Here is a 12,438-nt window from a genome sequence, read left to right as displayed (position 1 = left end):
TTGCCGCTGGATACCCCTTCCTGCGGCGGGAACACCTAACAGCGTTCATGCCGCGTCAGCTGTTGTTGACCGAATCAGAATGCCGCGTCTCCTTCTCGACCTCGGCGAGTTCCTCGACGCGGTCGGCCTCCGCGCGCTTGGCCTCCGCTGTGCCGCGTTTCGACTGAGCGTCGTCGAGTTTGGACTCGGCGGCCGTGGTGGCCGCGTCCTCGACCGCCCGGGACTTCGCCTCTTCCTGGCGTTTCGCCGACTCAGCCGCTTTCTGGCGTTGCGCCGCTGTCTCGTCGGCGCGCTTCGTGGCGGAGGCGGTGCGCTTGGTGGCCACCTCGTCAGCGGCACGCTTGCGCTGGCCGGCAGCGGCACGGGCGTCATCAGCCTGCTGCTCCGTCGCGGCGTGCGCGTCATTGATATCGCTCACCACTTCCTCGCGCGTGTCTTCCAATCTGGCGTCCGCCTCCTGCCGTTTCCGGGTGGCGGCCGCGTCGAGCCGGGCTGCCTTGCCGAGCGCATTACTGCGCTCGGCGAGCGCCGAGCCGCGCTGCGCCAACTCCGGATCGCCGAGCAGGGCGCCGACCGTCGCGTCGAGCGCGCCGAACGAACGTTCGTAGAGCAACCGCACGGGTGCCTCTGAATCCAGCCGGGCCGCCACTTGATCTTCGATGAGCTGAAGCGGCAGCCGGGCAATCTGATACTGAAGACGCAATACCACGAAGGGAATTTCCGCGATTTTCATCAACAACTCCTGTGTATGTGGCCGACGCTCAGGGCAAGTCGGCTTCGTTGGACAATTTGTCGGTCTCTCGCCTGATGCGGTCGGCCTCCCGTTGCGCGTTGGTGGCCGCCTGCACCGAGCTCTGGTGTTCTGCCTCGGCATCGACAGCTTCCTCGGCTGCGGCGCGGACTTCGTCGCGTTCCTCGGCCTTGGCGCGCTGGATCTCGTGCTGCGCGTCGAGATCGGCGCGGGTCTTCGCTCTGCCGGCGTCATGTCGGGCGGCCTCTTCGGCCGCACGTTTCTGAGCGGCCTGCTGCTCTCGCACCGAGTGCTCAACGGCCGCGGTCTCGGCGTTCACCGCAATTCGCTCTTGGGCGCCTTCGACCCGAGCGTTCGCCTTTTCGGCACGGGCCTGCTCCGCCTCGGCATCGGCCACAGCTTCTACGCTGTTCGCTTCCTTGCGCTGCTGGGCCTGCGACTGTTCGAGCTGCCCCTCGGAGGTCAGGGAGTCGTTCCCGGTGACCGCGCCCACAACCTCCTTCGCCTTTCCCTTGACCGAGTCGATCAGGCCCTTACGTGCCTGGTCGGCCCTCTCGTGCTTGGACATCTGAACCTCCTAGATGACATAGCTCAACACGCTCATAGCGTTGGCTGAGTTTCCTGCGGGTTGGGGGACGCACCCCCGATGGCCATGGACGACCAGCGAGCTGTAGCCGCTCAAGAGATCGATTTACCCCGCACCGATAGGGCCAAACCTCATATCCGCGGCGACGGCAGAGACCGACGAGTGGAGCGAGTCCTGTTGCTTGGAATCGCGGTATCCGGGTAACCGGACCCCATCCGTCTACGGACCACAGCCCAGGAGCGCCCCATGCCACCTCGCCGCCAACCTGATCAGACCGCCCCGAAGCGAACCAGTGCGACGGGAAACACCAATGGCGAAGTGACAGACGTAGATCCGCGTGCCCAGTCCGGCAGATACCTCACCACTGCGCAGGGTCTGCGGCTTCCCGACACCGATCACTCGCTCAAAGCCGGCGATCGGGGCCCGTCACTGCTCGAGGACTTCCACCTCCGAGAGAAGATCACTCACTTCGACCACGAGCGCATCCCCGAGCGAGTGGTCCACGCCCGCGGGGCGGCGGCGCACGGGGTCTTCGAGTCCTACGGCACCGCGGCGTCGGTCACCAAGGCCGGTTTCTTGAGCCGGAAGGGCAAGAGGACGGAGGTGTTCTGCCGTTTCTCCACAGTCCTCGGGTCACGCGGTTCCGCCGACACCGTGCGTGACACTCGAGGTTTCGCGGTCAAGTTCTATACCGACGAGGGCAACTTCGACCTGGTCGGCAACAACATCCCGGTGTTCTTCATCCAGGACGGCATCAAGTTTCCCGACATCATTCACGCCGGAAAGCCGCACCCCGACCGCGAGATCCCGCAGGCGCAATCGGCACACGACACCTTCTGGGACTTCGTGTCACTGCACACCGAGGCCACCCACCATGTGTTCTGGAACATGAGTGACCGCGGCATTCCCCGCTCGTATCGCAGCATGGAGGGGTTCGGCGTGCACACCTTCCGTCTCGTCGACAAGAAGGGGAAGACCAGCCTGGTCAAGTTCCACTGGAAGCCGGTCGCCGGGGTGCACTCCCTGGTCTGGGAGGAGGCGCAGATCGCCGCCGGCTGCGATCCGGACTTCCATCGGCGGGACATGGCCGACGGCATCGAGGCGGGCGCCCATCTCGAGTACGAACTCGGCATCCAGGTGATGCCCGACGACGGCACAGACAGCTTCGAGGGCATCGACTTGCTCGACCCGACCAAGATCGTGCCCGAGGAGATGGTCCCCGTTCAGCTGGTCGGGAAGCTGACGCTCAACCGCAATCCGACCAATTTCTTCGCCGAGACCGAACAGGTCGCGTTCCACACCGGCAACCTCGTGCCGGGTATCGAGCCCACCAATGACCCGCTCATGCAGGCCCGGCTGTTTTCGTACCTCGACACGCAACTCACCCGCCTCGGAGGTCCGAACTTCACCCAGCTGCCGATCAACCGGCCGCACTGCCCGGTGAACGACATGCTGCGCGATGGCATGCACCAGAACGCAATCCACACCGGGCAGGCACCGTACCGGCCGAACAGCATCGATGACGGTGAACCGCTTGTGGCCGATGCCGGCGAGGGCGGCTATGTGCAGAGTCCGCGGCTGGTCGAAGGTCCGACGGTCCGCGCACAGCCGGCGTCGTTCGATGACCACTTCACGCAACCGGCCATGTTCTATCGCAGCCTCACTGAAATCGAGAAGGTGCACATCATCGAGGCGTTCACGTTTGAACTCGGGAAATGCTACGAGCAGGCGATCAAGGAACGACAGCTGGAGGTGCTGGCCAATGTCGATGCCGATCTATGTAAGCAGGTGGCCATCGGGCTGGGATTGCCTGCACCCAAAGGTAATCCGCCGAAGGACGTGTTCGTCTCGCCAGCGCTGTCGCAGGTGGTCGAGACACCAGGGCCGATCGATGGCCGCAAGATCGGCATCATCGCCGGCGCCGACTCGGACCTGGCGGGGGTCACCAAATTGGTGCAGTCGATTCAAGGCCTCGGAGCGACACCCCTGGTGACGGCCCCCCTTGGCGGGGTGCTCAAATCGGGCCGGCGCAGCGTGATCGTCGAGCGGACGCTCCTGACGGCGCGGTCGATCGAATATGACGCGCTCGTCGTCGCGGACGGGATGAAGCCCACCCACGACATCAAACTGGTCGTCCTGCTGCAGGAGGCGTTCCGGCACTGCAAACCGCTGTCCGCGTGGGGTGACGGAACAGCGGCGCTGATCGCCGCGGGTATCGGGCTCGATGCCCCGGGCGTGCTCACCGCCGACAAAGTCGATAGATCATTCACCAACGCGCTGGCGCGCGCGGTCGGCCTGCATCGTGTGTGGGACCGCGCTGTCGACGTGATGGCTTCTGCGGTCGCACCGGTGCGCTGACTGGTGACCCCCGACAATCCCCTCGGTGCCAAAAGTCGGTATCGAAAGGATTATCGGGTTGCATCTGTCGGCCCTTCGATCGCGGATCCGCCACATCGTCCACCGTGATTTGGCCAACACCTGGCCGCACAACAGCTTTCATGATCAAACTCAATCGTTGCAACAGTCCGCCCCGGCGACCCCCGCATACGAACGCCAAAGCCGACAGCAGGAGAGTTCAGTAGGGTCGCGAAAAGCCGTCGGCAGAAACCTCGATGGCCATCGGCCGGCGAGTAGTGGCGTGTCGGCGCTCAATCGAATACGCCCGCGATCTTCAGTGTCAGAAACACTGCCGTTGCCACGAAGAGCAACACGAACAGTGCGATGGCAGCGAAGGTCGCGACGCCAGTGGGTGTCAGCTTCTGCCGAGCAGGCGGATCCGGGTTGGGCGTAGCCGACGTCTGCGCCGAGTCCGGAGGCGTATCTCCGGGCGCCACGCCTCCGCCTGGCTCAACGCCTGGGGTGTTCGCGGGATCGGGGTCTGGCGGAAGATCAGTCACGGGGTCACGACCTGTTTTCTCTAGAGGCCGCAGCAGGAGCGTCGAGCGCCGCTGTGTAAGCCAACGCGGCGCCACGATCGGCGAGAGCGGTACCGCGCAACCGTAGCCTCGGGTCGCGAAGCATGTTGCCGACAGTGATATCCAACGCTCCAACCGAACGCTCGTACAGCAGGCGGGCCGGTGCCTCCGAATCCATGCGGTAAACGAAATGCTTGTCGAACAACTCCAGCGGCACCCGTGCGATCCGATACTGCAGGCGCAAGACCGGTAACGGCATTGCGGTGATTCACATGGTGAACTCCTGGTTTGTTCGGTGCCGGACGTCACTGATCGGGGTCAGGACGAAATTCCACATTCGAGCGGGTTGAAACCTCGACTCGCTAAGTAATCAGTCGCATAAGACGGTCCAGAAGGGGTAGTTCGGTCTCACAGAAGCGACGAGAGGAGCGCACACGTGCCCGCTGCTGTGGTCGAGGCCGCTGAAGAAATTCCGACGTGATACCGCAATGATTGCGTATCCCGATTTCGGCACCATGCCGATAGGCAAGCGCTGGCGTGCCGGATCGTCGGGCGAGAACCGCACCAGCACCGACCCGTGGAGCGGTGACACCCTGGCCAGGATTCCGCAGGCCGACACCGATGATCTGGACGAGGCTTACGCCGCCGCCGCGGATGTTCAGCAGGATTGGGCGGCGCAGCCGCCGATGGCCCGTGCCGATGTGATGAAGACCGCCGGCGAGATCATGACCGCGCGCAAGCAGGAGATCGTCGGCTGGCTGGTACGCGAGACGGGTGCCACCGTAGCCAGGGCCGAACTCGAATGGAGCCTGGTGCGCTCGGTGATGGCCGAAGCAGCTTCGATGCCGCATCACGTCGAGGGGCGGATCATGCCATCCGATATTGCGGGCAAGGAGAGCCGCGTGTATCGCCGGCCCGTCGGCGTCGTTGCGGTCGTTTCACCGTGGAACTTCCCCTTGCAGTTGTCGAACCGATCTGTGGCGCCTGCGTTGGCGGTGGGCAACGCTGTGGTCCTCAAACCCGCCGGCGAAACTCCGGTGACGGGCGGTCTGCTGCTCGCCCGGATCTTCGAGGAAGCCGGCCTGCCGCCGGGCCTACTGTCGGTGCTGGTGGGTGCCGGCTCGCAGATCGGTGATGCGATCGTGACGCATCCGGCGGCGCGGGTGGTGTCCTTCACCGGCTCGACCGCTGTCGGCGAAGGCATCACTCGCAAGGCGGGCGTGAAACGCCTGGCGCTGGAGCTCGGCGGCAACGGTCCCCTGGTGGTGCTCGATGATGCCGATCTGGACCTGGCCGTGGGAGCGGCCGTATTCGGTTCGTTCTTCCATCAGGGGCAGATCTGCATGATCGCCAACCGGATCATCGTCGACGGGTCAGTACTGGACGAGTTCGTGCCACGCTTCCTCGACCGAGTACGCGCACTCAAAGTCGGTGACCCGCGAGATACGCAGACCGAGCTGGGCCCGATCATCAACTCTTCACAGCTGGAGAGCATTCAGGACAAAGTCAGACGTGCACTGGACGGGGGAGCCGAGTTGCTGCTCGGCGGCGAACCGTTCGGACCGACCGGCCTGTGCCTGCCACCGCACGTCCTGAGCGGCACGAACGACGTCGCGACTGCACGCGAGGAGGTCTTCGGTCCCGTGATCACGATCATTCGTGCCGACGACGATGAGCACGCACTTCGGCTGGCCAACGACACGGAGTACGGACTGTCCTCGGCAGTGTTCAGCAGGAACGTCGACAGGGCGGTGCGCTTCGCCCGACGCGTCGATGCGGGTATGACCCACGTCAACGATTCACCGGTCAACGACGATGCGAATACCGCATTCGGTGGTGAGAAAGCCTCCGGTATCGGACGATTCGGCGGGCACTGGGCGATCGACGAGTTCACCACCGAGCATTGGGTGTCAGTTCAGCACGAACCCAGGACATACGCCATCTAGCCGGCCGAATTGTCGACGGCATGTGCACCGGCTCCGCCTCGGCGGCGATACTCAGCTGGAATTTTGGTGTTCGCCGGGCGAGCGGTTGTCATCGTCGCGCAACACCGGTGAGTAGCGCTCGAAGCCCTGCCGCAACACGACCGAGTCGGTGCTGACGCGCGCGATGTCGTGCCACAGCGTCAGAAAGGTGCCGCGGTGGCGCCAACGCAGCAGTGCCGCGAGGAGTGCCGGGCGCCGGGCGTCGGAGCGTTCGTAGCCCAGGTAAGAAGACTGCGTGTGCGGGCTGATGATCAGCCCGAACAATGTCGGCTCATCGGGTCGGTCGTCGAGGTCGCCGCCGATCGCCAGGCGAACATCGACGACGGTGCCCACCTGTCTGCCGGCGGCGTCGCACACCGGCAGCTGGAGGAGCTCACTGAGCTGCACGGCGACCCCCCGGAATGTGCCGAATAAGGTGGTCGCGCAGCCAGTGTTCAATCCACAGCGATTCCAGATCCTCTCCGTAAGAACTGAGTTGGACCACGGTGCCGATCTTGGTGATCAACCGCCACGGAATCGCTTGTAGCTTCGAACGTGGGGGCCGCCCGCCGAAGATTCTGGTCGCCAGCACCTGCCCGGTCAGGATCCCGGTCACCGGGGGTGCGGGGGCCGAGACGGCGATGTCGAGCTTCGTAGGGATGTCGATGTCGAGGTCATCGACGATGCCGACGGGTGCTTCGTCGGCATCGAATAACTGACGATCCAGCAGATGCAGGCGGGCGTCGACCAGTCGTCCCTGCGGGCGCGGCGCGTCGGGAAAGTTATTGCGGGAGGACGTCATTGGCCAGCCCCGGTGACGATCATCAGGGGAATGGCAGCCAGTGAGGCGGCGAGAATGATGACGAGGTAGACCGACGCTGCGATGTTGAGCGCGCGACCGTTGACGTATTCGCCCATGTATCCGGGGTCGTTGGCCACAATCAGGATCGGCAGGTAGGTCAACGGCAGCGCGATCGCCGAGAACACCACCGAGTATTCGGTCACCAGGATGGGGTCGACACCGGTGAACAGCACCGCTGCGCAGACCACCACCACAATCAGCATGACCACGTGGAAGCGGGCTGCGTCGGCGGGGCGGCGGAATTTGCCCCACGCCCAGCCGAAGAACTGCGCCAGCGTGTACCCGGAGGACAGCGTGGTCTCCAGGGCGGCGCCGAAGGTCGCGGCGGCGATCCCGATGATGGTGAACGCCAAGGCAAGTTGGCCGCCGGCCTCCAGGACCGGCATGGTGATCTGTGACAGAGAAGTCACCTCGATCTGGCCGGGTAGCAGGACCACCGCGGCGCACGCCGCGATCGCCACTGACAGCACACCGCCCAATGGGAAACCCACCAGCACGTTGAGTCGAGAAGTGCCAAGGTCCTTGACCGTCCACTTTTCCTCGACGGCGCCCGAGGAGAAGAAGAACACCTCATAGGGGGTCATCGCGGCCCCGAACAAAGCGATCGCGTAGTACCAGTAGGTGGCGGCGGATTCGGTGCCGGGGATTAGCGGTGCGAGCGCCTGGTGGGCCAGCTGTCCCCAGTCGGGTTTCAACGCGAACAGGCTGACGGCGAAGATGATCAGACTCAGCCCCAACAGGCCGGTGACGTTTTCCATGATGGAAAAGCGCACCCGCCAAATCACGATCCAGATGGCGAAGGCGGCGACCGGCACCCACAGCAGCGGTCCCACGTCGGTCGCCAGTTGCAGGGCCAACGCCACACCGCCGATCTCGGCGGTCACGGTCATCAGGTTGATGAAGAAGGAGGCGCCGAGGTTCGCGGCGGCCATGCGGGGGCCCAGGCGTTCCCGGATGATTTCGAAGGTGGCACGGCCGCTGACCGCCGCCACTCGACCGGCCATCTGCGCATACAGGCAGATTCCGATCACCCCGACGACCACCACCCAGGCCAAGCCCAGCCCGAACCGGGATCCGACGACGGCGTTGGTGACCAAATCGCCGATGTCGAGGAAGCCGCCGATGGCGGTGAGGATGCCGAGCGCGACCGCGAAAATCCTGGTCATCAGCGGTAATCGCGTTCCAATGCATCAGCGCCGTCGAGCAGTCGCCCGTGCAGCACCTGGAGGTCGGGCTGGTCGGGCAGGCCACGCACCGCGGCGGAGGCGGCATTGAGGTCACCGATGAATGTGGTCATCGATGCGGTGAGCATCGCCTGTCGGCGCACGTCGACGGGATCTTCGGCGCGCAGCTCGGCGATGCCCTGATAGGCCTTGATCACTTCGTCGCGGGCGTCGGTCAGTTGCACGTTGACCAGTTGTCGGGTGGAGCGGTCCTGGGTCCACAGCTGCAACGCGAGCGCGCCCGAGCGCGCCGCCGCAACGGTCTCTTGCATCGCTGCGGCCAGCCGGCCCGGCATACCATCCCGATTGGCAGGACAGCTGGTGAGGATGAGCAGCGGCATTGCGATCACGACCACGACCAAAGAGGCCGCGCGGATCAGCGCCGGCGCGCGGCTGGTCATCGTCGACACCGACCCATCGTCGCGCACCCAGCCGGCTGGACACCGGATGAGATCGGTGTGTCGCACCGCGACATGGTTCGCGTACGAGGCATGTCGAATGTGTGTCTGCAGACGGGAGCGACGGTCAGCGGGGCAACGCTAGCGTCTTAACAAAGGGGATGAACCCCAGGGGACCGCCTTGCAGGCGACGCCAGAGTCATCCCTCACTGCCGCCGCCCACTGATCCGTTAGTTGCCCCGGCAGACACGTCATCAAACCTTCAGTGCGCGGCCGAAACACAACCTTTGGTTTCAGGCAATCGATGCAAAAGCGATGCAGGACTTGGCCATCGGTTCGCCCGACAGTCGACACACCTATAGAGGAGGGAGACGACAACCACGGGGATGGCGGTCTCCTTGCTTCCTCAGGATGACCTGCCGGCCTGAAAGCGGGAGGCTAGAACCAGACTTTTCGACCGCCGACCGGTCGCCCGACTGCGCCGAGGATCCAGAGCACAATGCCGACCACTATGAGGATTGCGCCGATGGTGTAGAGAATGGACAGGCTGGTGAAGTAGCCGATCACGAGCAGGATGATGCCGAGCACGATCATGGTCGATCCGATCCGAAACGTAGGACTGTCGTGTTGTCGCACAGAGAGTTGCCAAACCCGTTGAATTCAAACTATCCCCGCGGCACGCTCTTTCGTCACAGTGAATCGTCCTGAGCAATCTCGGCGTGTGAGATGGCCTGCAGTCTCGGACATCTGACGCTTGTCCGCGATCCGAGTGCTGTAACGGCAATCTCGCCGGCCTCCGCGAACCAGTGGCGGTCGCCCCGCTGACTGCTCAGCAATACCGACCGCGTCCGCGGGTGCGCCAGCGCAATGAACGGCACCAGTGCCGTTGCGTCAACGTCCTGCTGTCGGTGGCGCGGCTTCGATGGTGACCAGTTCGGTCAGGCCGCTGACGCTGAGGATGTTCATCAGGAGGGGGTGGGCGATGAGTTTGTGAATGTTGTCGGCGTGGGCGAACAAGACATTGATGGCGGCGCTGTCCACGTATTCCACAGCGGCGAAGTCGAGGTTAACCGTTTCGCTGCTGCCGGCGGCCTCGGTGAGGGACTGCTTGAACGCCTCGATGTTGCTCAGATCGATCTCCCCCGCCGCGGTAAGGACGAGTTCTCCGTCCGTGCGGCGCGCGGTGTCGAGGGTGAGCGACGTTTGCATCAGATGATTCTCGCGGATAGGTGCACTGTGGTTCCGGCGGTTCCGTGGTCGATGGTGACGTCGTGCATGAGCCGTCGCATGAGCGTAATACCCCGGCCACGATGAGGTTCGGGAGTCGGTTGTGGAAGCTTCCACGAGCCGGTGTCGGTGATCGTCAACTGCACCTCGTTGACCAATGCGATAGCCCGCATGCTGATTGTGCCCTCCGGACTGTGGCGGTGGCCGTGCTCGATGGCGTTGGCGACGGCTTCTCCGGCGGCGATGAGCACGTCCATAGCCTGATTCGGGTCCAGCCGGGCTTGGCCCAACCAGCTGCGCAGAGCGGCGCGCGTGGGTGCGAGGTGGCTGACGTGTGCGGGGAACTTCAGCTCCAACGGTGCTGGATGGCGGTAGAGGAGAAGGGCGACGTCGTCCTGGTAACCGCCGCTTGGAGCGAGACGCGACATGATCTGTTTCGCCATCTCTTCCAGTGGGGAGGCGGTGAGCTCGCGAACCAATTCGGCTGCGCGAGAGATGCCTTGCTCCAGGGCAACACGTCGGCGTTCGACCAGACCGTCGGTGTAGAGCAGCAGGGTCGCGCCTCTTGGCATCGTCACGCGGGCTTCGGGGCGCGGCCGGCCTTGTCGTATGCCCAAGGCGATGGTGTGACCATCTTCGAGGAGTTGGATGGTGCCGTCGGCGTGGACGAGGATGGGTGGCGGGTGCCCGGCGCTGGAGTACACCAGTTCACCGGTGTCGGGGTTGAGTACCGCGCAGACGGCGGTCGTGCATTGGGCGCCGGGCAGCCGTGCAGCGAAGCGGTCCATTCGCGCGAGTGCGGCACTGGGGCTTGGGTTGTCGAACAGCAGCGCGCGGCACGCACTGCGCACTTGACCCATCACGGTAGCCGCAGCAAGGCCATGGCCGACACAGTCGCCGACAACCAGCGCAATGCGTCCGTCCTCCACGTCGACGACGTCGTACCAGTCACCGCCCACCTGAAGGGGCCGGGAGGCGGCCTGATAGCGCACCGCGAATCCGGGCGGTAGATCGGCAGGGCCGAGAATTGCGTGCTGCAGCGCCAAGGCGGTTTCGCGCTGCTGATCGACCTGGTGCACCCGCTGCAGGCCCTGGCTGAGGCGGCCTGCCAGCACGGTCAGCAGGGTCTGGTCCTCGAGGGTGAACGACCGCTCCTCGGCCAGATCGATCCAGACGACGAGCACTCCCTCGGGATGCTGCATCGCGATGCCCGCCGTCCCGGGCTGGGAGAGATTCGGCGTGAGTAGGTCGCCGTCGCGTAACGCGCCGAGGGTGTCTCGTATCTGCGATGGAACGTCGGCCCACTGCGTTGCCTCGCCGACCGAAACGACCTTCGGTGCGGTTTCCAGTGAGGGACTGTGGGTCGGGAAGGTGACGGCAAGGACGCGGCGCGCCCGCCACAGTCTGCGCAGTTCCTCAGCCGCGGTGTTCAGTGCGTCATCGACGCTGTCTGCTTGGGACAGCTCCTGATTGAGCGCGTGTTCGCGACCCGCCGCCAGCGCCAACGCGATGGCAGCGTGTCGGGCGAAGTCGCTGACGAGGTCGAGGTAATCGTCGTCGAAGGGCGGCTGCTGCGGGCGGCGCGCGACGGCGATGACCCCCAGCACCGTGTCATCGGCAATCAGTGGCATGACGATCGCCGAGCGTTCTCCCACATCGGTGAACCCCTCGATCGGATATTGGAACGAATCGGTGATGAGAGGCAGACCGCGACGCGCAACACCGCCGGTGGTGGAGCCGTCCATAGGGACTTGGCGACCGATCACCTGCGAGGCGTACCGGCCCGATGTCGCGGCCACGACAAGGGTTTCGACGTCGTCCAGGGGTAGATCGGGCTCCGTCGGAACGAGCAATATCGCCTGCTCGGCATCGGCCAACTCCAACGCCCGGTTCACGATGAGCTGCAACGGCCCCGTCTGCGGGTCGCCCGACAGCAGCGCGGTGGTGATCTCGCGACTGGCCTTCGTCCATTTCGCCGATTCACGTTCTCGCTCGAAGTGTCGCGCATTGTCGATGGCTGCCGCGGCCGCCCGCGCCAAAGTCCGCACGGCGCCCTCGTGGGAATCGGAAAACCCTCGGCCAGGCCGGTCGTCGGCCAGATACAGGACACCGAAGTCGACTGCCCGGACCGTGATCGGTATACCGAGCAGCGCCCGGATCGGCGGGTCTTGTCCGTACAGCCTCGCAGCCTGCGGATGAGCACTCACATCATCGACGCGAAGCCCATCACCTACCGGTAGATCAGCGAGGCGGTGCGCCGTCTCGTTGCCGATTCCTGCGCGGATGAAAAGCGCCCATGGTGCCGTCGGCGGCGCGCACGCCCAGCGCGCCGTAGCGGGCACCGCTCAGCTCCTTGGCCGCATTGACGAGTCGCTGCAAGGTCACATCCAGGTCCAGATCAGAACCGATCGCGACGATTGCCCGTACCAGCTGTTCCATCTGGTCGCGAGCGGCTACCAGCTCGCCAACCCGCTCCTGCATTCCGCTCACGCGCTCGCGCCGGCCCTGCCAG

Annotated in this window: 12 protein-coding genes and 1 pseudogene; 2 read left to right on the top strand and 11 right to left on the bottom strand. The window is 64.7% G+C overall.

The window, feature by feature from the left end; genetic code table 11:
- Positions 1 to 55: 55 nt before the first annotated feature.
- Together ACVWWN_RS02845 and ACVWWN_RS02840 are read right to left on the bottom strand one after the other, a co-directional pair.
- Complete coding sequence (locus ACVWWN_RS02845; protein ID WP_457148976.1) at positions 56 to 733, bottom strand: IF2 family translation initiation factor; 678 nt, start codon at positions 731 to 733, stop codon at positions 56 to 58.
- 28 nt (positions 734 to 761) lie between these two features.
- Positions 762 to 1,319, bottom strand: a complete 558-nt coding sequence (locus ACVWWN_RS02840; protein ID WP_457142537.1) for a CsbD family protein — start codon at positions 1,317 to 1,319, stop codon at positions 762 to 764.
- 264 nt (positions 1,320 to 1,583) lie between these two features.
- On the opposite strand from ACVWWN_RS02840, the gene ACVWWN_RS02835 reads away from it, so the two are divergent.
- Positions 1,584 to 3,695, top strand: a complete 2,112-nt coding sequence (locus ACVWWN_RS02835; protein ID WP_457142536.1) for a catalase — start codon at positions 1,584 to 1,586, stop codon at positions 3,693 to 3,695.
- 290 nt (positions 3,696 to 3,985) lie between these two features.
- Here the strand turns inward: ACVWWN_RS02835 and ACVWWN_RS02830 are convergent, their stop codons facing one another.
- Both ACVWWN_RS02830 and ACVWWN_RS02825 read right to left on the bottom strand, forming a co-directional pair.
- On the bottom strand, positions 3,986 to 4,234 hold the full coding sequence (locus ACVWWN_RS02830; protein WP_457142535.1) for a DUF6480 family protein: 249 nt from the start codon (positions 4,232 to 4,234) through the stop codon (positions 3,986 to 3,988).
- 4 nt (positions 4,235 to 4,238) lie between these two features.
- Positions 4,239 to 4,511, bottom strand: coding sequence for a hypothetical protein (locus ACVWWN_RS02825; RefSeq protein ID WP_457142534.1), 273 nt, complete (start codon positions 4,509 to 4,511; stop codon positions 4,239 to 4,241).
- A 229-nt stretch (positions 4,512 to 4,740) separates the two neighbouring features.
- On the opposite strand from ACVWWN_RS02825, the gene ACVWWN_RS02820 reads away from it, so the two are divergent.
- Entirely contained in the window at positions 4,741 to 6,198 is a 1,458-nt protein-coding gene (locus tag ACVWWN_RS02820; RefSeq protein WP_457142533.1) for an aldehyde dehydrogenase family protein, read from the top strand.
- A gap of 51 nt (positions 6,199 to 6,249) precedes the next feature.
- On the opposite strand, the gene ACVWWN_RS02815 is transcribed toward ACVWWN_RS02820, so the two are convergent.
- The 7 genes and pseudogenes from ACVWWN_RS02815 to ACVWWN_RS02785 all read right to left on the bottom strand — a co-directional run bounded on the left by ACVWWN_RS02815 (position 6,250) and on the right by ACVWWN_RS02785 (position 12,407).
- A complete protein-coding gene (locus ACVWWN_RS02815; protein ID WP_457142532.1) occupies positions 6,250 to 6,624 on the bottom strand; it encodes a hypothetical protein in 375 nt (124 codons plus the stop codon).
- The gene (locus ACVWWN_RS02810; RefSeq protein WP_457142531.1) at positions 6,611 to 7,018 is read right to left on the bottom strand and encodes a PRC-barrel domain-containing protein; all 408 of its coding nucleotides are present in this window, start codon (positions 7,016 to 7,018) and stop codon (positions 6,611 to 6,613) included. Before ACVWWN_RS02810 ends, ACVWWN_RS02815 begins: the two co-directional genes overlap by 14 nt.
- Positions 7,015 to 8,244 (bottom strand): NRAMP family divalent metal transporter, encoded by a 1,230-nt coding sequence (locus ACVWWN_RS02805; RefSeq protein ID WP_457142530.1) that lies wholly within the window; start codon positions 8,242 to 8,244, stop codon positions 7,015 to 7,017. The genes ACVWWN_RS02810 and ACVWWN_RS02805 overlap by 4 nt, the downstream gene beginning before the upstream one ends.
- Positions 8,244 to 8,702, bottom strand: coding sequence for a hypothetical protein (locus tag ACVWWN_RS02800; protein WP_457148975.1), 459 nt, complete (start codon positions 8,700 to 8,702; stop codon positions 8,244 to 8,246). The genes ACVWWN_RS02805 and ACVWWN_RS02800 overlap by 1 nt, the downstream gene beginning before the upstream one ends.
- Before the next feature lie 435 nt (positions 8,703 to 9,137).
- Entirely contained in the window at positions 9,138 to 9,293 is a 156-nt protein-coding gene (locus ACVWWN_RS02795; protein WP_457142529.1) for a hypothetical protein, read from the bottom strand.
- 297 nt (positions 9,294 to 9,590) lie between these two features.
- The gene (locus tag ACVWWN_RS02790) at positions 9,591 to 9,908 is read right to left on the bottom strand and encodes an STAS domain-containing protein (protein ID WP_457142528.1); all 318 of its coding nucleotides are present in this window, start codon (positions 9,906 to 9,908) and stop codon (positions 9,591 to 9,593) included.
- Positions 9,908 to 12,407, bottom strand: a pseudogene (locus ACVWWN_RS02785) (SpoIIE family protein phosphatase). Before ACVWWN_RS02785 ends, ACVWWN_RS02790 begins: the two are co-directional and overlap by 1 nt.
- Positions 12,408 to 12,438: the final 31 nt, after the last annotated feature.

The organism is Mycobacterium sp. URHB0021 (assembly GCF_054057895.1).
Note: the sequence above shows the minus strand (reverse complement) of the source record. Positions and strands in the feature narration are given on the sequence as shown.

What these genes read in the sequence shown, in the direction of transcription:
- ACVWWN_RS02845 (WP_457148976.1), bottom strand. Translation starts at nt 733, where the DNA reads ATGAAAATCGCGGAAATTCCCTTCGTGGTATTGCGTCTTCAGTATCAG.
- ACVWWN_RS02840 (WP_457142537.1), bottom strand. Translation starts at nt 1,319, where the DNA reads ATGTCCAAGCACGAGAGGGCCGACCAGGCACGTAAGGGCCTGATCGAC.
- ACVWWN_RS02835 (WP_457142536.1), top strand. Translation starts at nt 1,584, where the DNA reads ATGCCACCTCGCCGCCAACCTGATCAGACCGCCCCGAAGCGAACCAGT.
- ACVWWN_RS02825 (WP_457142534.1), bottom strand. Translation starts at nt 4,511, where the DNA reads ATGCCGTTACCGGTCTTGCGCCTGCAGTATCGGATCGCACGGGTGCCG.
- ACVWWN_RS02820 (WP_457142533.1), top strand. Translation starts at nt 4,741, where the DNA reads ATGATTGCGTATCCCGATTTCGGCACCATGCCGATAGGCAAGCGCTGG.
- ACVWWN_RS02810 (WP_457142531.1), bottom strand. Translation starts at nt 7,018, where the DNA reads ATGACGTCCTCCCGCAATAACTTTCCCGACGCGCCGCGCCCGCAGGGA.
- ACVWWN_RS02805 (WP_457142530.1), bottom strand. Translation starts at nt 8,244, where the DNA reads ATGACCAGGATTTTCGCGGTCGCGCTCGGCATCCTCACCGCCATCGGC.
- ACVWWN_RS02800 (WP_457148975.1), bottom strand. Translation starts at nt 8,702, where the DNA reads ATGACCAGCCGCGCGCCGGCGCTGATCCGCGCGGCCTCTTTGGTCGTG.
- ACVWWN_RS02795 (WP_457142529.1), bottom strand. Translation starts at nt 9,293, where the DNA reads ATGATCGTGCTCGGCATCATCCTGCTCGTGATCGGCTACTTCACCAGC.
- ACVWWN_RS02790 (WP_457142528.1), bottom strand. Translation starts at nt 9,908, where the DNA reads ATGCAAACGTCGCTCACCCTCGACACCGCGCGCCGCACGGACGGAGAA.